Here is a 19,225-nt window from a genome sequence, read left to right on the forward strand (position 1 = left end):
CATGTGTGCCGCACCTGACCAGAACCTGACCCTGCCCCCGAACACGGACCTCTCCAAGGAGACCGTGCTCGCCGGCCGCGTCATCGCCGGTGGCGACCCGGTGGCCGGGGCCTTCGTCCGGCTGCTGGACGGCACCGGGGAGTTCACCGCGGAGGTCGTGTCCTCGGCCTCGGGTGACTTCCGGTTCTTCGCTGCCCCGGGCACCTGGACCGTCCGGGCGCTGTCGCGCTCGGGCAACGGCCAGTCCGAGCTCGTCGCCGACGGGCCGGGCCTGCACAGCGCGGAGATCGCCGTCGCCTGACCGGTCCGCGGGGCGCCGCCCCCGACCCCACGAACGGGTCCCTCGTACGAACCTTTCGTACGAGGGACCCGTTCGTGCGTGGACAGGGGCGTCGGCACGGCACTCGGTGCCCGGCCCGGGGCGGCGGTAGAGTCGCCGGTCGTGCACTGGTTCTCCACCGGGCTGTTGATCGCCCTGTCCGCGGGAACCGCCGCCTGGGCCGGCTGGTTGCTCCGTCGCCTGTTCGTCGTCGAGCCCGCCGCCGCGCCCGGGCCGGGTCCCGATCCCGAACGGGACCCCGACGACCACCACACCGAGGAGCAGATCCCGTGACCGACCCCGAGCCCGCCGCAGCCGCCGACGAGGAGCTGCAGACCACCATCACCGGACCGGAGAACGCGGCCCCGGACTCCCCGCAGCGCAACCGGCCGCAGTGGCCCGACCTGCCCGCCGACGACGACACCGCCAACCTGCGGCAGGGCCCCGACCTGCACGAGGCCTGCCTCGGCCTGCTCCCGCTCGTCGGGACCTGGCGGGGCACCGGCGAGGTCGTCTACCCGACGATCGAGGGCCCGTTCCACTTCGGCCAGCAGATCACCTGGGCGCACGACGGCCGCCCGTTCCTGTCCTACGAGGCACGCTCCTGGCTGCTCGACGACGACGGCGGCATCATCCGCCAGGCCGCCCGCGAGACCGGGTTCTGGCGTCCCCAGGAGGACGGCTCGATCGAGGTGCTGATCGCGCACAACACCGGCATCGTCGAGGTCTACTACGGCCCCCGGGGCGACATGCGGTCCTGGCAGATCGAGACCGACGCCGTCGCCCGGACGCCCTCGGCCAAGGAGGTCACCGCGGCGAAGCGGCTCTACGGCCTGGTCAACCAGGGCGACCTCGCCTACGTCGACGAGCGCGCGATGGTCGGGCAGCCGATGCAGCCGCACATCTCGGCCGTCCTGCACCGGGTGGTCGGCTAGTTGGTCGCGGTCCGGGTCCGCCCCTGCGGCGGACACGCGGTGCTGCTGGAGGTCGACGACGCCGCCGGGGTGGCGGCCGTCGTCGCCGCCGTGCGGGACGCCGGGCTGCCCGAGGTGCGGGAGCTGGTCCCGGCCGCCCGGACCGTGCTCGTCGAGGTGGCGCCCGGGGCCACCACCGAGCGGGTCGTGCAGGTGGCACGGGCCGCGGACTCCGACGCCGGCGAGGCGGGCACCGGCACGGTCCACACGCTGGCCGTGACCTACGACGGCGCGGACCTCGCACTCGTCGCCGGGACCGCGGGCCTGTCGGTCGACGAGGTGGTCGCGCTGCACAGTGGCGCGGAGTACCGGGTGGACTTCTGCGGCTTCGCGCCGGGCTTCGGCTATCTGTCGGGCCTCCCCGAGCCGCTGCAGCAGCCGCGGCTGGAGAGCTCGCGGACCGCGGTGCCCGCCGGCTCGGTCGGGATCGCCGACGTCTACAGCTGCGTCTACCCGCGTCGCTCGCCCGGCGGCTGGCGGCTGATCGGGCGCACCGACGCCGTCCTGTTCGACCCCGTCGCCGATCCGCCGGCGCTGTTCACCCCCGGCGACCGCGTCCGGTTCGAGCCCCGGTGAACGCGCTGCTGGTGGTGCGGGCCGGACCGCAGGCGCTGGTGACCGACCGCGGGCGTCCCGGGCATGCGCACCTGGGGGTCCCGCCGTCGGGTGCGCTGGACCGGCCGGCCTACGAGCTGGGGAACCGCCTGGTCGGCAACGACGACGGCGCCGCCGGCCTGGAGCTGCTCGGCGGCGGGCTGCGGGTGCGCGCCAGGGGCGGCCGGACCGTCGCCGTCACCGGGGCACCCGCGCCGGTGCTCGTCGACGGCCGGCCTGCCGGGTCCCACCGGGCACTGCACCTGCCCGACGGCGCCGAGCTCGCCGTCGGGACGCCGGTCGGCGGGCTGCGGTGCTACCTCGCCGTCGCGGGTGGGGTGGACACTCCGGTCGCGCTGGGCAGCCGCAGCACGGATCTGCTGTCGGGGCTGGGCCCCGACCCCGTCGCCGACGGCGACGAGCTGCCGGTCGGCCCGTGGTCGGGCCGGGTGCCGGTGTCCGGGCCGGTCCCGGTGTCGGTGCCGGGTGCCGTGGTCGGGCTGCGGGTGCGTCCCGGCCCCCGCGACGACTGGTTCACCGACCCGCACGACGCCCTCGCCGGTCCGCTGTGGACGGTGACGGCGGACGGGAACCGGATCGGGGTCCGCCTCGACGGGCCGTCCCCGGGGCGGCGGCCGGAGTGGAGCGACCGGGAGCTCCCGAGCGAGGGGATGGTGACCGGCGCGCTGCAGGTCCCGCCGGACGGGCCGCCGGTGGTGTTCCTCGCCGACCACCCGACGACCGGTGGCTACCCGGTGATCGGCGTCGTCGACCCCGCCGACCTGCCGCTGCTCGCCCAGGCCCCGCCGGGGACGGGCGTGCGGTTCACCGTGCTGCGCTGAGGTTCAGCGCTCGGCGTCCTCGCCGTCGAGGATGGTGCGGACCTCGTCGACGGCCATCCCGGAGAGCCGGCCGATCTGCGCCGGGTCGAGCCCGCACTCGTGCAGGCGCCGGACGGCGCCGGCCAGGTCGTCACGGCGGCGGCGCAGGACCTCGTCGAGCTCGGCGATGCGGTCGCGGGTGTCGTCGAGCCGTTCGGTCGCGTCGACGGCGCGGGCCGGGTCCTCGAGGAGCACGCCGAGCAGCCGGTCCTTCGCATCACCGGCCGCCGGAGTGCGGGCCCCCGCGGTCGGGACGACGGCGAGCGGCAGCTCCTGCTGCTCCCCGCCGGGGAGATCGGGCTGCGGGTCGACGACCGCGTCGGCGCCGCGCAGACGCGCCCGCTGCACGGCCCGGGCCGCGAGGGCCTGCTGCACGGCCCGGGAGACCGGCTCGGGGGTCGGTCGGGACGTCGCCCCGAACCCGGTGGGCGGGGTCGGTACGGAGGGTGGGGTGGGCGTCGCCGGCATCGCGGACGTCGCGGGGAGGTCCTCGGACGCCGGTTCGGTGCGCTCGGCCGACCAGGGCGGCAGCGGACCGGTCGCGGTGTCCTGCCGGTCGACCGGGGTCCGTTCTGTCGTCGGGGGCACGGTGTCGTCCTCGGCAGCCGGGGTCTGCTCGGCCGCGGCGGGCGCGGCGGCCGGGCCGGGCGCGACGACGTCGGTGAGGTCGTCGACGACGCGCAGCCGCGCGACCGGCCACTCCGGGGCCGACGGTGTCGTCGGGGAGCCCGAGGTCCCCGCCGCATCCTGGTGCGTGGTGGTCTGGTCCGCTGTGTCCTGGTCAGCGGCGCCCTGGTTCGCCGTGTCCTGGTCCGTGGCGTCCTGGTCCGCGGCGTTCCGGTCCGCCGCATTCCGGTCCGGCACGTTCCGGGCCGCCGCGTCCTGGACCGGCACGTTCTGGTCCGCGGCGGCCCGGTCAGCGGTGCCCCGGTCAGCGGCGGCATCGGTCAGGGCGGCGGTATCGGTGTGCCGGGCCGGTCGCAGACCGGTCGACCGGGAACGCGGGGTCGGTCGTGGCCGGGGCAGCGGCTCCTCCGCGGCACCCGACGCTCCGGCACCCGGCGCACCGGCACCCGGCGCACCGGCACCGGACACCCCGGCACCCGACGCCGGCGGAACCGCGGCGAGCGACACGGCGGCCGTCGCCTCCGGGGCACGGCCCCGGGCGAGGGTGGCCGCGTCGGGCAGCTCGTCGGCCGGGGCGAACAGTGCCTCCAGCGAGCCGTCGCCCCCGTCGTCCCCGTCGTCGTCGGGAGCGGCATGCCGCGCCGCACCGGACGCGACGGCCGCGCCGGCGTACGCGGGCACCCGCGGCAGCGGCCCCGTGTCCGCGCCGCGCTCGGCGACCACGTCGGCGACGGTCCGTACACGCGCCGGGGGCGGCGGGTCGGCCGGACCACCGGCCGCCTCACCGGTCCAGTCCGCATAGGACGGCTGCGGGTCCGCGGCCGTGCGAGGGGGCTCGAGCGGCAGCGGCACGGGCGCGGAGGTGCGGCGCGCACGCCACACCCCCCACAGGACCAGTACCACGAGCACGCCCGCGCCCAGCACCGCCGCAAGGGGCAGGACCGGGACCGTGAACGAGCCGAGCTGCATGGGCCCGGACCTTATTGGGGTCCCGGGCCCCGCGCGGGGAACCTCAGCTGCTGCGCGTCCCCGTCGAGGGCTGCGCCGCGTCCGTCCGGCCCTTGTCCCCGGTGGCCGTGCCGGAACCGTTGCGGGTCGCGCCGTTGCCCTTCCCGCCGCCCTGCGACGACGGCTCGGACCCCGACGACGCACCGTTACGACCGTTCTGACCGTGGCCGGCCTGGCCGGAGCCGTTGCGCGCGCCCTCCGGACCTGGTCGTGCCGGGCCGCGCCCGGGAGCCGGGTTCGCGGTCGTCGGCGGCTCCACGTCGGCCTTCGCACCCTCGGCCGCGGTGCCCTTGTCCCCTGCCGGCGGCTTCTGCGAACCATCCGTTGGGGTGTCACCGGAACGGCGGACGGCGCCGACCGCGACCGTGCGCTCGGCGTCGCCGCCGGACTTCGGACGTGGGTCCTGGACCGGCACCACCGACGTCTTCGGCTCCGCCTCGGCAGGCCGGGAGCCCGACGCGGGCCGGAACAGCTCGGCGGGCTCGGGCTCGTCACCGGGGCGGGCCGCGGTGGCACGCTCGGCACCACCCTGCTGCCCGGTGGGGGCCGGCGACGGGCGCGGGCCCGGTGCGGGCCGCGGGCCCGGGCGCGGACCGGAGCTCTTGTCCCCCTCGGTCTTGTCCCCGTCGGTACCACCCGGCCGCTGTCCCGCGCCGTCGGCCCGGGCGGGCTGCGGCGCGCCGGCCGGACGACCACCGCCCGACCCACCGGAGCCGGGCGAGACCGGACCCGAGGCCGGCCGGGGCTGGGACCCGGAGTCCTGGCGGCCCGGGCCGGGGCCCGGCTGCGGACGCGGACCGGGACGCGGTGCCGCGTCGCCCGACGGCGACGCCTGAGCGGCCGCCGGTCGGGCGCCGTTCACGCCGGCACCGTTGACAACGGCCGCGGGTGCCTGCGGGCGGCCGTTCGGGGAGCTCTGCGGACGCGCAGGGCCCTGCTCCTTCTGACCGGGCCGCTCCTGCTGGCCGGGCCGCTGCTCGGCCCCCGGGCGCTCCTCGGCGCCGGACCGGGAACCGGGACGCTGCGGCTCCGGGGCACCCGGGCGCGGGCCGGGACGACCGGACCGCTGGTCCGCGGAGTCGGGACGGGTCTTGGCCTGGTCGGAGCGGCCCTGGTCGGAGCGCCCCTGGGCGGAACGGTCGTCGGACGACGCCGCCTCGCCGGCCGGTCCGCCGGGCTTCTGCGCCGGACCGGGGACCGCTCGGACCTCGTGGCGGGCCTTGTCCCCCGCGACCGGGTCCTTGCCGACCTCGGCGCGCAGCTCGTCGCGACGACGGGTCAGCTCGCTGACCTCCGTGCGGAGCTTGTCGCCCTGCTCACGGGCACGGTCGGCGTCGGCGCGGGCGCGGTCGACCTGCTTGCGGGCCTCCGCGACGACGCGCTCGGCGTCGGCACGGGCCTTGTTGCGGATCTCCTCCGCCTCCTCCTCGGCCTTCTGCAGGATCGCCTGCATGCGGTCGGAGAAGCTGTCGACGGCGCCGTGCCGGTCGGAGTCCGACGGCCCCGGGACGGGGCGTGGACCGGGACGCGGCACCGGGCGGGGTGGCCCACCCGCCGGCCCGACGGCGAACCCGCCGGGCGGCGGCACCGGCATGGGCGGCGGGATCGGCCTGCTCCGCAGCGCCTCGAGGTCCGCCCGCATCCGGCCCATCACCCGCTGCATCCCGACGATGTGCTCGTCGACCTGCCGCCGGTCGTAGCCGCGGAGAACGACGTCGAACCGCGGGGAACCGCCCGGGCGGTCCGCCCCGTCTGCCGTCATCGCCTCTCCTCAGGTCGTCGACATGGGTGCCCTCGACGGGCACGTTCGAGGTCGGCGGACCGACGGTCCGGCGCGACCTCGCCGGTCAGGGTAGTCACGACGACGGGGTCGCGGCGAACCACGCAGCGTGCACCGGTCGTCCGTCGGCGTGGCGGGCCCCGCGACGGACGGTTCCGTGACACGATGTTCGGTCACCGTCCTCGTGACCCGATCCTACCGGGCCACACCGAATACCATCGGCGGTGTGGACAGCACACTGAAGGGCACGTTGCACCGGCGTGGGCTCCGGATGACCCCTCAACGCCAGCTCGTGCTGGACGCGGTCAGGGAGCTGGGGCACGCGACACCCGAGCAGGTGTGCACCCGGGTCCAGGCGACGGCACCGGCGGTGAACATCACGACCGTGTACCGGACGCTGGACCTGCTCGAGGAGCTCGGCGTCGTCCGGCACGCCCATCTCGGGCACGGGGCGCCGACCTACTCCGAGCACCAGCACCGCCACGTCCACCTCGTCTGCCACCACTGCGGCCGGGTGGACGAGGCGCCGACAGAGCTGCTCTCCGATGTGGCGAGTCGCACGCTCGCCGACCTGGGCTTCCGCCTGGACGCGACGCACGTGGCCCTGTCCGGCACGTGTGTCGACTGTGCGCACGACGACGAGGACTCCACAGAAGAGGACTCCACAGAAGGAGCCCCCCAGCAGGACGACACGGCGCCCCCCGAGGGCGCGGAGGGAGACCGGTGACCGTTCCCGGATCCGAGCAGACCCCGGACACCACCGACGCCGAGGGCTCGACCCCCGACCCGGACGACGCCGTCGCCGCGCACCACGGCGACCCGCCGGCCGAGCAGCGGGCGATGGCCCGCTCGGCGGCCGTCGTCGACCGCGGGCACCGCGAGGTGCTGGCGGTGACCGGCGAGGAGCGGCTGTCCTGGCTGCACCTGCTGCTCACCCAGCACGTCAGCGAGCTGCCGCCCGGCACCGGCACCGAGGCCCTGGTGCTCGACGCGCAGGGCCGGGTGCTGCACCACATGGCCGTCGCGTCGTCGGCGGACACGGTCTGGCTCGACACCGAGCCCGGTGAGGGCGCCGCCCTGCTCGACTACCTGTCCAAGATGGTCTTCTGGTCGAAGGTCGAGCCGCGCGACGTCACCGCCGAGCTGGCCGTGCTGTCCGTCGTCGGCCCCGAGACCCCCGCCGTGCTCGCCGCGGCCGGGCTGCCGGTGCCCGATGCGCCGAACGGCGTCACGGCCCTGCCGGACGGCGGGTTCGTGCGACGGATGCCGTGGCCGGGCCGGGACGCGGCGGACGTCGTCGTCCCCCGCGGCACGAAGGACGCCCGCTGGGCGGACCTCACCGCCGCCGGGGCGCGGGCCGCCGGGACGATCGCGTTCGAGGCGCTGCGGGTGGAGTCGCGCGCACCGCGCCTGCACCGCGACACCGACGACCGCACCATCCCGCACGAGGTCGGCTGGATCGGCTCCGCCGTGCACCTCACCAAGGGCTGCTACCGGGGGCAGGAGACCGTCGCCCGGGTGGCGAACCTGGGCCGCCCCCCGCGGCGCACGGTGCTGCTGATGCTCGACGCGGGCGACGAGGACCTGCCCCGCACCGGCGACCCGGTGGTGCGCGACGGCCGCACGGTCGGCCGGGTGGGCACGGTCGTCCAGCACCACGAGCTGGGCCCGGTGGCGTTGGCACTGCTCAAGCGGTCGGTCCCGGTCGACGCCGAGCTGACCGCGGGCGTCGACGACCGGGTCTCCCCGGCCACGATCGACCCGGACTCCTACGAGCCGGACCCGGACACCCCGCCGCCGGGCCGTGCGGCCCGGGAACGGACGGGCGGCGCCGCGCGCCGGGGGTGACGCGCGGCCGGGCCGGACCACCGTGGGGCGGCCACCGGGTGAACAACCGGGTGTCCCGCACCGGTCCGCGCCCGGGTCCGCCTGTGACGACGGCGGTGCCGCGTCGCATGTTCCGGGGTGAGCAGGGTACGGTTGATCCCACGACATTGATGAGACGAGAGGGGCCGCCGGGTCGTGCGCAATGACCGGCCGCCCCTTCCCTGTTGTAAGGGGGACCTGCCATGGGGCGTGGACGAGCCAAGGCCAAGCAGACGAAGGTGGCCCGTGAGCTCAAGTACAGCTCCCCTTCTATGGATCTCGACGCCTTGCAGCGGGAGATCGGTAGTGCGACGGCGGTGACGACGACGGACAGCCGCGAGGACGACTACGGCGAGTACGACGACCTCGCCGCCAAGTACAACGACGAGGACGACGACCCTCGGCGTTGACGGCCACTTCGGCGCCCGGCCCCCGTCGTGTTGCGACGGTCCGGGCGCCGCGGCACGTGCCGACCCGGTGAGCCCGCTCGCCGGACCGGTCGCACCGGCCGGTTTCCCCTGGCCGCTCGGATAGGGCAAGATCACGACCTGTCTCCCGTGGGAGGCGTGGTCATCGGTCCCGTCACGTCCGAGGTGTTCAGCAGATGCGCGGCAACCTGTTCGCGGTCGCCGTCAACCTGGTCGTGCTGACCGTACGGTCGGACCGCCTGCACGTGCTGCTCATCGAACGGGGCGAGCCCCCGTTCCTCGGGCACTGGGCGCTGCCCGGCGGTTTCGTGCGCCCGGAGGAGGATCTGGTCCACACCGCCAGTCGGCGGTTGGACGAGGAGACCGGGACCGACACCGGCAACGCCGTCTGCGGGCACCTCGAGCAGCTGGCGAGCTACGCCGCCCCCGACCGCGATCCCCGCGGCCGGGTCCTGTCCGTCGGCTACCTCGCGCTCCTTCCGGACATGCCGGAGCCGACGCCGGGCGGCGGGGCCACCGCGTCCGCGTGGTGTGCCGTCGACGACGTGCCGCAGCTGGCGTTCGACCACCAGCGCATCCTCGCCGACGGTGTGGAGCGGGCGAAGTCGAAGCTCGAGTACACGACGCTCGCCGTGTCGTTCTGTCCGGACGAGTTCACGGTGACCGACCTGCGCCGGGTCTACGAGGCCGTCTGGGAGACCTCTCTCGACCCGCGCAACTTCCAGCGCAAGGTGACCTCCACCGACGGCTTCCTCGTGCCGACGACGACGCTGGTCACCGGTGGCCGCGGGCGTCCGCCCCGGTTGTTCCGCCGGGGTCCGGCGACCGCACTGCACCCTCCGATGCTGCGCGAGTCGCACCGCGCCGGGAACCGACCGACCGCGCAGGACGCGGCGTCGCCGCCGGGACCGGCGTAGCGCACGGTCGAGGAGACCCGGGCCGGGTCGCCGCCCGGTTGAGCCGCGCCACTCGCCCGACCGAGCGCCGGCGACACCCCCTGCGCCGAATTCGCTTACCGGGTAAGCGATTCCCACGCGGAGACCGTCCCCGGCCGGCGGCCGGGACGACGCCGCGACGCCGCGACGCCGCGACGCCGACGGTACGAGGAGCGCGCCGGATGGCGGAGGGACACGCCGCGGAGCCGGGCACCGAACCGGAACCGAGCGCACCGGACTGCCGGCCCCGGCGGAACCGGGCGGCACAGGCCGCTCAGAAGCGGGGGTGCTCCCCGCGCAGCTGCACCCGGGCGCCGAGCTCGCCGGAACCGGCACCGTCGACGTCGCCGATCCGGCCGACCTCGCCCAGGATCCAGGCAGGCACGTGCCGTGCGGTGAGGACGGCCAGGGCGCGGTCGACGTCCTCGGGCGGGAGCACCGCGACCATCCCGACGCCCATGTTGAACGTCTTCTCCATCTCCGCACGCTCGACGCGGCCGCGGGACTGGATCAGCTTGAAGATCGGGGCCGGCGTCCAGGAGCCGCGTTCCACGGTGGCGGCGAGACCGTCGGGCAGCACCCGCTCCAGGTTGCGGGCCAGCCCGCCGCCGGTGATGTGGGAGAACGTCCGCACGCCGGTCTCGGCGGTGATCGCCAGGCAGTCCTTGGCGTAGATCCGGGTCGGGACGAGCAGCTCCTCGCCGAGGGAGTGGTCGAACTCCTCCAGCTCACCGGCCAGCGGCAGCCGGGCGATGTCGAGCAGCACGTGGCGGGCCAGGGAGTACCCGTTGGAGTGCAGCCCGGAGGAGCCGAGCGCGACCAGCACGTCGCCGGGGCGGACCCGCTCGGGTCGCAGCATCTTCTCGGCGTCGACGACACCGACACCGGTCGCGGAGAGGTCGTAGGCGCCCTCCTCCATCAGGCCGGGGTGCTCGGCGGTCTCGCCGCCGAGCAGCGCGCAGCCCGCGGTCTGGCAGCCCTCCGCGATGCCGCGGACGAGTGTCGCCACCTTGTCGGGGACGATCTTGCCGATGGCGATGTAGTCCTGCAGGAACAGCGGCTCGGCCCCGCAGACCACCAGGTCGTCGACGACCATCGCGACGAGGTCCTGACCGATGGTGTCGTGCTTGTCCATCGCCTGCGCGATCGCGACCTTGGTGCCGACGCCGTCGGTCGAGGCCGCCAGCACCGGCTCGGAGTACTTGCCGAACTTCGCCGCGAACAGGCCGGCGAACCCGCCGATGCCGCCGCGCACCTCGGGCCGGGTCGCCTTCTCGGCGAACGGACGAAAACGCTCGACCGCCTGCTCCCCCGCGTCGATGTCCACCCCCGCGGAGGCGTAGCTGGCGGGGCCGGGCTCGGTCGAGGGCATGCGTGGTCTCTCCAGGTCGGGGCGGGGTCGTGATCGGGTGCCGCTACGGGCGGGTCAGCGCTTCCCCGGCACCGTATCCGACGGACAACGGCCCCGGATCGCCAGAGGCCGCACCGGACGCCGTCGGCTCCGGGACGTCCTCCAGCAGGTGCTTGCCGAGCTGGGCCTCCTCCGGCAGCGGGATCGGGTACTCCCCGTCGAAGCAGGCGCAGCACAGCCGCGAGCGCGGCTGCTCGGAGGCGGCGACCATCTGGTCGACCGAGACGTAGCCGAGGCTGTCCGAGCCGATCGAGCGTCGGACGCCCTCGGTGTCGGCGCCGTTGGCGATGAGCTCGGCCCGGCTGGCGAAGTCGATGCCGTAGAAGCAGGGCCAGCGCACCGGCGGCGAGGCGATCCGCACGTGCACCTCGAGCGCGCCGGCCTCGCGCAGCATCCGCACCAGCGCGCGCTGGGTGTTGCCGCGGACGATCGAGTCGTCGACGACCACCAGACGCTTGCCGCGGATGACGTTGCGCAGCGGGTTCAGCTTCAGCCGGATGCCGAGCTGGCGGATGGTCTGGCTGGGCTGGATGAAGGTCCGCCCGACGTAGGCGTTCTTCACCAGGCCCTGGCCGTAGGGGATGCCGGAGCCCTGGGCGTAGCCGATCGCGGCCGGGGTGCCGGACTCCGGGACCGGGATGACCAGGTCGGCCTCGACCGGGTGCTCCTCGGCGAGCCGGCGGCCGATCTCGACCCGGGTGTCGTAGACCGAGCGGCCGGCGATGGTGGTGTCCGGGCGCGCCAGGTAGACGTACTCGAACACGCAGCCCTTCGGCTCCGGGGCGGCGAAGCGCTGGCTGCGGATGCCGTCGGAGTCGATCGCGATGAGCTCGCCCGGCTCGACCTCGCGGACGAAGGAGGCACCGACGATGTCCAGCGCCGCCGTCTCCGACGCGACGACCCAGCCCCGCTCCAGGCGGCCCAGCACCAGCGGGCGGACGCCATGGGAGTCGCGGGCGGCGTAGAGGGTGTTCTCGTCGGCGAAGGTCAGCGAGAACGCGCCGCGCAGCCGCGGCAGCAGCCGCATCGCGGCCTCGTAGACGCCGAGGTCCGCCGCGCCCGCGGCGAGCAGCTCGGTGAGCAGGTCGGAGTCGGTGGTCGCGCGCAGCCCGGACCGCTTGCGGTTCTCCAGCTTCGCGACGGCGTCGCGCAGCTCGGCGGTGTTGACCAGGTTGCCGTTGTGGCCCAGCGCGAGGCCCGAGCCCGCGGCGGTGGTGCGGAACGTCGGCTGGGCGTTCTCCCAGGTCGTCGCGCCGGTCGTCGAGTAGCGGCAGTGCCCGACGGCGAGGTGCCCGCGCAGCGAGGACAGCGTCTGCTCGTCGAACACCTGGCTGACCAGGCCGAGATCCTTGAACACCACGGTGCGACGGCCGTCGGACACGGCGATGCCGGCGGCCTCCTGGCCGCGGTGCTGCAGCGCGTAGAGGCCGTAGTAGGTCATCTTCGCGACGTCCTCGCCGGGCGCCCAGACGCCGAACACACCGCACTCCTCGCGGGGTCCTGACTCGTCGGGCTCGGGGGCGGAGGGGGCGACAGGGGTGAGGGAGAGGGTTCGTTCAGGGCTGACGTGCTCGTTCCGGACGGAACTCAACGCGGCGCTCCTCGGCTGGCGGCGTACCGGGACCAGGGCACGACTGTACGCCCCGAGATCACCCATCCCCAGGTACGGGGACAGGGGTCACGTCGGCGTCGCACACCGCTCCCGTCCGGTCACGGCGTGCGCAGCGGCAGGAACGAGGCGATCTCCCCCGCCCGCGACCCCGACGCGGACACCCGACCGGTGGCGACGGCGTCGTCCCAGCTCAGGCGGCCGATGGCGAGCGCGATCCAGGTCCGCGGATCGGCCTCGACGACGTTCGGCGGGGTGCCGCGGGTGTGCCGCGGCCCCTCGACGCACTGCACCGCACCGAACGGCGGGACCCGCACCTCGACGCTGCGGCCGGGGGCACGCCGGGCCAGCTCGTCCAGTGACTCCCTGACCGCGGCCTTGCGCACCGCCCGCTCCGGCTCGACGTCCCGGTCGACCCAGTCCGCGAGGAGGTCGGACATCAGACCGAGACGGCGCCGAACCGCGCGGGGAGGGTGCCCTCCCAGGCGGTACGCAGGTCGTCGAGCGGCACCGCGCCGACGGCGTCGCCCAGGTCGAGGACGTCGCCGCCGGTCTTGCCGAGCCGCAGCGCCGGGACGCCGGCCTCGGCGGCGCGGACGAGGAACGCGTCGGCCCCGTCGGCGGGAACGGTGACCAGCACCCGTCCGGCGGACTCGGCGAACAGCGCGGTGAAGGAGTCCTCGTGCACCCCGGCCAGGTCGACGCGGGCGCCCCGGCCCCCGGCGAGTGCGGCCTCGACCAGGCCCTGGGCCAGGCCGCCGTCGGACAGGTCGTGGCTTCCGGTCAGCGCCCGGTCCGCGGCCGCGGCCGCGAGGAGCTGCGCGAGGCGCCGCTCGTGCTCCAGGTCCACGGCGGGCGGCCGTCCGCCGAGGTGCCCGTGCACCTCGTGCGCCCACTCCGACCCGCCGAACTCGGCGGCGGTGGTGCCGAGCAGGACGACCGTGTCGCCGTCGGCGCCGGCGAACCCGGACCGGACCGCGGTGGTGACGTCGTCGATCACGCCGAGCACGCCCACGACCGGGGTCGGCAGGATCGCCGTCGTCCCGGTCTGGTTGTAGAAGCTCACGTTGCCGCCGGTGACCGGGGTGCCCAGCACCGCGCAGCCGTCGGCGAGGCCGCGCACGGCCTGCTCGAACTGCCACATGACGTGCGGGTCCTCCGGTGAGCCGAAGTTCAGGCAGTCGGTGACGGCGAGCGGGACGGCGCCGGAGGTCGCGACGTTGCGGTAGGCCTCGGCCAGCGCGAGCTGCGCGCCGACGTACGGGTCGAGCGCGACGAAGCGGGAGTTGCAGTCGGTCGCGACGGCGATGCCGCGGCCGGTGGACTCGTCGACCTGCACGACCCCGGAGTCGGCGCCGTGCGCGGCGACGGTGTTGCCGCGCACGTAGCGGTCGTACTGGTCGGTGACCCAGGCCCGCGACGCGAGGTTCGGCGCGGCAGCCATCCGCAGGATCTCCGCGCGCAGCTCGGACGGGGTCTCCGGGCGGGGCAGCGCCTCCGGCGAGTCCGCGTTCAGCGCGTCCTGCTTCGCGTCGTCCCGGGCGACCGGGCGGGTGTAGACCGGGCCCTCGTGGGCGACGGTGCGCGGCGGCACGTCGACGACGGTCTCCCCCTGGGAGGTGATCACCAGGCGGTCGCCGTCGGTGACCTCGCCGATCACGGTGGCGATGGTGTCCCACTTGCGGCAGACGGCGAGGAAGGCCTCGACGTTCTCCGGGGTCACGACCGCGCACATCCGCTCCTGGGACTCCGAGGAGAGGATCTCGGCGGCGGTCATGCCGGTGGCGCGCAGCGGGACGGCGTCGAGGTCGACGTGCATGCCGCCGTCGCCGGCGGAGGCGAGCTCGGAGGTCGCACACGACAGCCCGGCACCGCCGAGGTCCTGGATGCCGACGACCAGCCCGGCTGCGAACAGCTCCAGGCAGCACTCGATGAGGACCTTCTCGGTGAACGGGTCGCCGACCTGGACGCTCGGGAGCTTCTTGCGCCCGGTGCCGCCGCTCTCGGCGTCGAAGGTCTCCGACGCCAGCACCGAGACGCCGCCGATGCCGTCCAGCCCGGTCGTCGCCCCGAACAGGATGATCTTGTTGCCGGTGCCGGAGGCGAACGCGAGGTGCAGGTCCTCGGTCTTCAGCGCGCCCACGCACAGGGCGTTGACCAGCGGGTTCCCGGCGTAGGACGGGTCGAAGACGACCTCGCCCGCGACGTTCGGCAGACCGAGGCAGTTCCCGTAGCCGCCGACACCGGCGACGATGCCGGGCAGCACCCGGCCGGTGTCGTCGGCGTCGAGCGGGCCGAAGCGCAGCGGGTCGCCGACGGCGATCGGGCGCGCGCCCATCGCCATGATGTCGCGGACGATGCCGCCGACACCGGTCGCCGCGCCCTGGTAGGGCTCGACGTAGGACGGGTGGTTGTGCGACTCGACCTTGAAGGTGACCGCCCAGCCGTCGCCGACGGACACGACACCCGCGTTCTCGCCGATCCCGGCGAGCATCGTCGAGCGCATCTGTTCGGTGGTGGTCTCACCGAAGTAGCGCAGGTGGACCTTGGAGGACTTGTAGGAGCAGTGCTCGCTCCACATCACCGAGTACATCGCGAGCTCGGCGTCGGTGGGCCGGCGGCCGAGGATCTCCCGGATGCGGGCGTACTCGTCGTCCTTGAGCCCCAGCTCCCGGAAGGGCTGCGGCTGCTCCGGAGTGGCCTCGGCGTGCTTGACGGAATCGACCGGCACCTGGGACTGCGTCACGGGGCCAGGGTAGACGGACCGCCCCGGTCCACGTCCCGGCACGGTGCCGGGGCCCACAGGCGGGGTTCCCCACAGCGGGCCCCGGGAGGGGTCGGGGACGGGGACGGCCGGTGGTCCGCGGGGACCACCGGCCGCGCCGTGCGTCGACGCCGGGTCGGGCGCCGGGTCAGGCGGTGGCCCGGGCCAGCACCGAGGTGAACAGGCCGAGGCCGTCGGCGGACGGGCCGGTCAGCCCGCTGGTCGCGTGCTCCGGGTGCGGCATGAGACCGACGACGTTGCCCGCCGCGTTGGTGATGCCGGCGATGTCACGTGTCGAGCCGTTGGGGGCGGGCTCGGTGTAGCGGAACACCACACGGCCCTCGCCCTCCAGCTCGTCGAGGGTCGCGGCGTCGGCGACGTAGCGCCCCTCCTGCGACTTCAGCGGGATCGTCAGCCGGTCCCCCGCGGTGTAGTCGCCGGTCCACGCGGTCTGCGCGTTCTCCACGGTCAGCTCGAGGTCGCGGCACAGGAAGTGCAGCCCGGCGTTCGCGACGAGCGCGCCCGGGAGCAGGTGTGCCTCGCAGAGGATCTGGAAGCCGTTGCAGATGCCGAGCACCGGCAGACCGCGCCCGGCGCCCGCCACGACCTCGGTCATGATCGGCGCCAGGCTCGCGATCGCCCCGGCGCGCAGGTAGTCGCCGTAGGAGAACCCACCCGGCACGACGACGGCGTCCACACCCTGCAGGTCGTGGTCGCCGTGCCACAGCGGGACGGCCTCGGCGCCGGCGCGGCGGACCGCGCGGGCGGCGTCGGCGTCGTCGAGGGTCCCCGGGAAGGTGATCACACCGACGCGGGTGCTCACAGCCGAGTCACCGTCCAGTCCTCGATCACCGGGTTCGCCAGCAGCGAACCGGCGAGCCGGTGCAGGGTCTCGTCGTCGACGCCGTCGGAGACCTCCAGCTCGAAGTGCTTGCCCTGCCGCACCCCGCTCACCCCGGACACACCGATCCGAGCGAGCGCCCGGGTCACGGCCTGACCCTGCACGTCGAGGATCTCGGGCTTGGGCATCACGTCCACCACCACTCTGGCCACGGGGTCAGCCTACGGTGAACAGGGGCGACGGCTCGACGTGCGTGCCCTCACCATCGGCCCATGCAGATCCTCGTCCTGGGTGGCACGGTGTTCCTCTCCCGCGCGGTCGCCGCGGCGGCGCTCGCCGCGGGGCACGCGGTGACCTGCGTGTCCCGAGGTGTCTCCGGGGCGCCACCGGGCGGCGGGCGGCGGTGATCGCCGACCGGTCCCGGCCCGGGGCACTGGCCGCGGCGCTGCACGGGCGCACGTTCGACGCCGTCGTGGACGTCGCGACGATGTCGGCGCCGTGGGTCCGCGACGCCCTCGACGCGCTGCACGGCCGGTTCGGGCACTGGACCTTCGTCTCCTCGATCAACGTCTACGCCGACCTGTCGCTGCGCGGCGGGACCGTGGCGCAGCCGACCCTCCCACCGCTGCACGACCAGCCCGACCAGGACCTCACGAACCGGGACCCGGACGTCTACGGCGCCGCGAAGGTCGCGAGCGAACAGGCGGTGCGGGAACGGGCGGGCGACCGGGCGCACGTGGTGCGCGGCGGGCTGATGTGCGGGCACGGCGACCTGTACGACCGCTACGGCTACTGGGCGGACCGGTTCGCCCGTGGGGGCCGGGTGGTCGTCCCGGACGTGCCCGCCCAGCCGATGCAGCTCGTCGACGTCGACGACCTCGCCGCCTGGATCGTGGCCTGCGCGGCCGACGGCACCACCGGCACCCACGACGGCACCGGCCCGCGGTCCACCCTGGACCGGGTGCTCGCCGCGACCGCCGCCGCCGTGGGCGCCGACGACCTGGAGCTCGTCCGGGTCCCGGAACCGACGCTGGTGGAGCAGGGGGTGGGGAGCTGGGCCGGTCCGCGGTCGTTGCCGCTCCGGCTGCCGGAGGAACTCTGGGGCATGGTCGACCGGGACGTCACCGCGACGCTCGCCGCGGGCCTGACACCCCGCCCGCTCGCCGACACCGCCCGCGCCGCGCTGGCGTGGGACCGTGGGCTCGGCGCCGGTCGGGAGCGCCGGGCCGGGCTCACCGACGCCGAGGAACGGGCCGTGCTGCGAGCGCTCGGCTGAGCGGAGCGACGTGCCACCCACCCCCCGACCGGGCATGCTGGTCCCATGCACCTGACGCACTACGGCCACGCCTGCGTCCTGGTCGACACCGGGTCGGCCAGGCTCCTGTTCGACCCGGGCACGTTCTCCACCGGCTTCGAGGCCCTCGACGGCCTGGACGCGATCCTGGTCACCCACCAGCACTTCGACCACGTCGACGCCGACGCGCTGCGCACACTGCTGCGCGCCAACCCCGACGCCGCCCTGGTCACCGACGGCCAGACCGCCGAGCAGCTGGACGGCATCGACGCCCGCACCGCCGCCCCCGGCGACGTGCTGGCCCTCGGTGGCGCCGAGGTGACCGTCGTCGGGTCCGGGGACCATGCGCAGATCCACCCGGACATCCCGCTGGTAGCGAACAACGGCTACCTCGTCGACGGCGCGCTCCTGCACCCCGGCGACGCCTACGTCCCGCCGGGCGTCGAGGAGCTGGCGACGCTGCTGATCCCGACCGGCGCGCCGTGGTTGAAGGTGTCCGAGGCCGTCGACTACCTGCGGGCGGTCGCGCCGCGCACGGTCGTCCCGATCCACGAGGGCACCCTCGCGAACCCGGCGCTGCACTACCGGTTCTTCGACAACCTGGGTCCCGACGCCACCACGCTCCTGGTCCCCGACCGGGAGAAGGCGATCACCGTCTGATGGCGCTGCAGTGGGAGCAGGTCGTCGTCGACGCCCGGGACCCGATCCGGCTCGGCCGCTGGTGGGCCGAGGCCCTGGACTGGACGGTGGCGAACGCCTCGGCAGCGGAGTTCGAGATCCAGCCGGCCGCGGGTGTCACCCCCGGGCTGATCTTCGTGCCGGTCGCGGAGGGCAAACGGACCAAGAACCGGCTGCACATCGATCTGCGACCGGACGGCGTGCGGGACTCCGAGGTCGCCCGGCTGCTCATGCTGGGCGCGACCCGGGTCGACGTCGGCCAGCACCGCGTCCCGGCCGACGAGGTGTCCTGGACGGTGCTCGCCGACCCCGAGGGCAACGAGTTCTGCGTGCTCGGCGAGCGGCGGACCTGACACCTGTCCACAGGTGGCACCGGTTGTCCACAGGGGAACACACACTGTGGACAACCGGGCCGATCGCCGGGGAGCTCCTAGGCTGCCGGGGCCGCGGCGGGGAACAGCGTGCGGTGCACGGCGCCGACGGCGCCCGCACCGCGCGCCGCGTCGACGGCGGCGAGCGCGGCCTCGACGCGGTGCTCGCGGCGCAGGTCCTTGGCCCGCAGCGCGAGCCGGACGAGCCCTCCGCGCTCGGCGGTACGCACGGCCTGCTGCTCCAGCGCCCGTCCGCGACGGCGTTCCCCCGCACGGCGCTCGCCCCGCCAGGGCTCGGACGAGCGGAAGGTGAGCACCCGCGAGCGCAGCACCGGACCGCCGGTCGCGCGGACGGTCGTCTCATCGGCGCACAGGCCGAAGCCGAGGTCGGCGAGCGCGTCGAGGGTGCCCTCGGAGGCGATCCAGCCGGGCGGGGCGAAGCCGTCGGTGGACAGCCCGGTCGCGAGCAGGATGCGCCGGGCACCGGTCAGCCGCAGGCCCGCCTCGTGCCGGGGCAGCGCGCCGAACTCGGTGCGCCGCCCGATCCGCGGGACGGTGCCGTTCTGCCAGGCCCCCACCGGGTCGCTCGTGTGGTCGAAGCCGTGCAGGAGCAGGTCGTCCCCGGCGCGGACGCGGCCGGCGATCCAGCGGACCAGGTCGTCGCCGCGGCGCAGCGGTCCGTCAGGACCCTTGGGCTGCACGAGATGGGTCAGCGGCACGCCGCGCCGGTCCAGCTCCGCGGCGAACGCGGCGGCGCGGGCGCGGTCGGCGTCGTCGGAGTCGGTCAGGCCGGACAGCGAGACCAGCAGCGTGCTCATGGCCCCCATCCGACCCGACCGAGATGA

At 75.2% G+C, this 19,225-nt stretch carries 22 protein-coding genes; 13 read left to right on the forward strand and 9 right to left on the reverse strand.

Annotated features, from left to right (window positions below):
* The first annotated feature begins 1 nt into the window (after nt 1).
* The 5 genes from KPL59_RS15755 to KPL59_RS15775 all read left to right on the forward strand — a co-directional run bounded on the left by KPL59_RS15755 (nt 2) and on the right by KPL59_RS15775 (nt 2,729).
* Nucleotides 2-301: a DUF1416 domain-containing protein gene (locus tag KPL59_RS15755; protein WP_020626035.1), complete on the forward strand. Its 300-nt coding sequence runs from the start codon at nt 2-4 to the stop codon at nt 299-301.
* A gap of 78 nt (nt 302-379) precedes the next feature.
* Nucleotides 380-613, forward strand: a complete 234-nt coding sequence (locus KPL59_RS15760) for a hypothetical protein (protein WP_226361243.1) — start codon at nt 380-382, stop codon at nt 611-613.
* Complete coding sequence (locus KPL59_RS15765) at nt 610-1,254, forward strand: FABP family protein (protein ID WP_374111631.1); 645 nt, start codon at nt 610-612, stop codon at nt 1,252-1,254. The genes KPL59_RS15760 and KPL59_RS15765 overlap by 4 nt, the downstream gene beginning before the upstream one ends.
* Nucleotides 1,255-1,299: 45 nt before the next feature.
* The gene (locus KPL59_RS15770) at nt 1,300-1,869 is read left to right on the forward strand and encodes an allophanate hydrolase subunit 1 (protein ID WP_374111655.1); all 570 of its coding nucleotides are present in this window, start codon (nt 1,300-1,302) and stop codon (nt 1,867-1,869) included.
* Nucleotides 1,866-2,729, forward strand: a complete 864-nt coding sequence (locus KPL59_RS15775; protein WP_226361245.1) for a biotin-dependent carboxyltransferase family protein — start codon at nt 1,866-1,868, stop codon at nt 2,727-2,729. Before KPL59_RS15770 ends, KPL59_RS15775 begins: the two co-directional genes overlap by 4 nt.
* 3 nt (nt 2,730-2,732) lie before the next feature.
* Here the strand turns inward: KPL59_RS15775 and KPL59_RS15780 are convergent, their stop codons facing one another.
* Entirely contained in the window at nt 2,733-4,364 is a 1,632-nt protein-coding gene (locus KPL59_RS15780) for a hypothetical protein (protein ID WP_226361246.1), read from the reverse strand.
* A 43-nt stretch (nt 4,365-4,407) separates the two neighbouring features.
* Entirely contained in the window at nt 4,408-6,165 is a 1,758-nt protein-coding gene (locus KPL59_RS15785; protein WP_226361247.1) for an ATP synthase F0 subunit B, read from the reverse strand.
* A gap of 289 nt (nt 6,166-6,454) precedes the next feature.
* On the opposite strand from KPL59_RS15785, the gene KPL59_RS15790 reads away from it, so the two are divergent.
* From KPL59_RS15790 to KPL59_RS15805, 4 genes are all read left to right on the forward strand, one after another.
* Nucleotides 6,455-6,910, forward strand: a complete 456-nt coding sequence (locus tag KPL59_RS15790) for a Fur family transcriptional regulator (protein WP_226362089.1) — start codon at nt 6,455-6,457, stop codon at nt 6,908-6,910.
* Nucleotides 6,907-8,031 (forward strand): folate-binding protein YgfZ, encoded by a 1,125-nt coding sequence (locus tag KPL59_RS15795; RefSeq protein WP_226361248.1) that lies wholly within the window; start codon nt 6,907-6,909, stop codon nt 8,029-8,031. Before KPL59_RS15790 ends, KPL59_RS15795 begins: the two co-directional genes overlap by 4 nt.
* A gap of 221 nt (nt 8,032-8,252) precedes the next feature.
* On the forward strand, nt 8,253-8,459 hold the full coding sequence (locus tag KPL59_RS15800) for a DUF3073 domain-containing protein (RefSeq protein WP_043281081.1): 207 nt from the start codon (nt 8,253-8,255) through the stop codon (nt 8,457-8,459).
* Between the two features lie 194 nt (nt 8,460-8,653).
* A complete protein-coding gene (locus KPL59_RS15805) occupies nt 8,654-9,394 on the forward strand; it encodes an NUDIX domain-containing protein (RefSeq protein WP_020626717.1) in 741 nt (246 codons plus the stop codon).
* 292 nt (nt 9,395-9,686) lie between these two features.
* On the opposite strand, the gene purM is transcribed toward KPL59_RS15805, so the two are convergent.
* The 6 genes from purM to purS all read right to left on the reverse strand — a co-directional run bounded on the left by purM (nt 9,687) and on the right by purS (nt 16,249).
* Nucleotides 9,687-10,784 carry a phosphoribosylformylglycinamidine cyclo-ligase gene (gene purM / locus KPL59_RS15810; protein ID WP_020626716.1) on the reverse strand — a complete coding sequence of 366 codons (1,098 nt, stop codon included), beginning with the start codon at nt 10,782-10,784 and terminating at the stop codon, nt 9,687-9,689.
* A gap of 43 nt (nt 10,785-10,827) precedes the next feature.
* Nucleotides 10,828-12,414: an amidophosphoribosyltransferase gene (gene purF / locus KPL59_RS15815; RefSeq protein ID WP_043281080.1), complete on the reverse strand. Its 1,587-nt coding sequence runs from the start codon at nt 12,412-12,414 to the stop codon at nt 10,828-10,830.
* 119 nt (nt 12,415-12,533) lie between these two features.
* On the reverse strand, nt 12,534-12,872 hold the full coding sequence (locus KPL59_RS15820; protein ID WP_075308762.1) for a sterol carrier family protein: 339 nt from the start codon (nt 12,870-12,872) through the stop codon (nt 12,534-12,536).
* Nucleotides 12,872-15,178, reverse strand: coding sequence for a phosphoribosylformylglycinamidine synthase subunit PurL (gene purL, locus KPL59_RS15825; protein WP_226361249.1), 2,307 nt, complete (start codon nt 15,176-15,178; stop codon nt 12,872-12,874). Before purL ends, KPL59_RS15820 begins: the two co-directional genes overlap by 1 nt.
* 166 nt (nt 15,179-15,344) lie before the next feature.
* The gene (gene purQ, locus KPL59_RS15830) at nt 15,345-16,019 is read right to left on the reverse strand and encodes a phosphoribosylformylglycinamidine synthase subunit PurQ (RefSeq protein WP_226361250.1); all 675 of its coding nucleotides are present in this window, start codon (nt 16,017-16,019) and stop codon (nt 15,345-15,347) included.
* Nucleotides 16,016-16,249: a phosphoribosylformylglycinamidine synthase subunit PurS gene (purS, locus tag KPL59_RS15835; RefSeq protein WP_043278022.1), complete on the reverse strand. Its 234-nt coding sequence runs from the start codon at nt 16,247-16,249 to the stop codon at nt 16,016-16,018. The genes purQ and purS overlap by 4 nt, the downstream gene beginning before the upstream one ends.
* A gap of 60 nt (nt 16,250-16,309) precedes the next feature.
* Between purS and KPL59_RS36950 the strand changes: the two genes are divergently transcribed.
* Genes KPL59_RS36950 through KPL59_RS15850 form a run of 4 tightly spaced genes read left to right on the forward strand, consistent with a single transcriptional unit; the run spans nt 16,310 to nt 18,362 of the window.
* Nucleotides 16,310-16,444, forward strand: coding sequence for a hypothetical protein (locus tag KPL59_RS36950; protein ID WP_308187895.1), 135 nt, complete (start codon nt 16,310-16,312; stop codon nt 16,442-16,444).
* Complete coding sequence (locus KPL59_RS15840; RefSeq protein ID WP_308187896.1) at nt 16,441-17,313, forward strand: epimerase; 873 nt, start codon at nt 16,441-16,443, stop codon at nt 17,311-17,313. Before KPL59_RS36950 ends, KPL59_RS15840 begins: the two co-directional genes overlap by 4 nt.
* 45 nt (nt 17,314-17,358) lie before the next feature.
* Nucleotides 17,359-17,991, forward strand: a complete 633-nt coding sequence (locus KPL59_RS15845) for an MBL fold metallo-hydrolase (RefSeq protein ID WP_226361251.1) — start codon at nt 17,359-17,361, stop codon at nt 17,989-17,991.
* Nucleotides 17,991-18,362: a VOC family protein gene (locus KPL59_RS15850; protein WP_020623699.1), complete on the forward strand. Its 372-nt coding sequence runs from the start codon at nt 17,991-17,993 to the stop codon at nt 18,360-18,362. The genes KPL59_RS15845 and KPL59_RS15850 overlap by 1 nt, the downstream gene beginning before the upstream one ends.
* A 77-nt stretch (nt 18,363-18,439) precedes the next feature.
* On the opposite strand, the gene KPL59_RS15855 is transcribed toward KPL59_RS15850, so the two are convergent.
* Complete coding sequence (locus tag KPL59_RS15855) at nt 18,440-19,198, reverse strand: DUF2334 domain-containing protein (RefSeq protein WP_226361252.1); 759 nt, start codon at nt 19,196-19,198, stop codon at nt 18,440-18,442.
* Between the last annotated feature and the right edge of the window lie 27 nt (nt 19,199-19,225).

The organism is Pseudonocardia sp. ICBG1142 (assembly GCF_020496255.1).
Lineage (GTDB): Bacteria > Actinomycetota > Actinomycetes > Mycobacteriales > Pseudonocardiaceae > Pseudonocardia.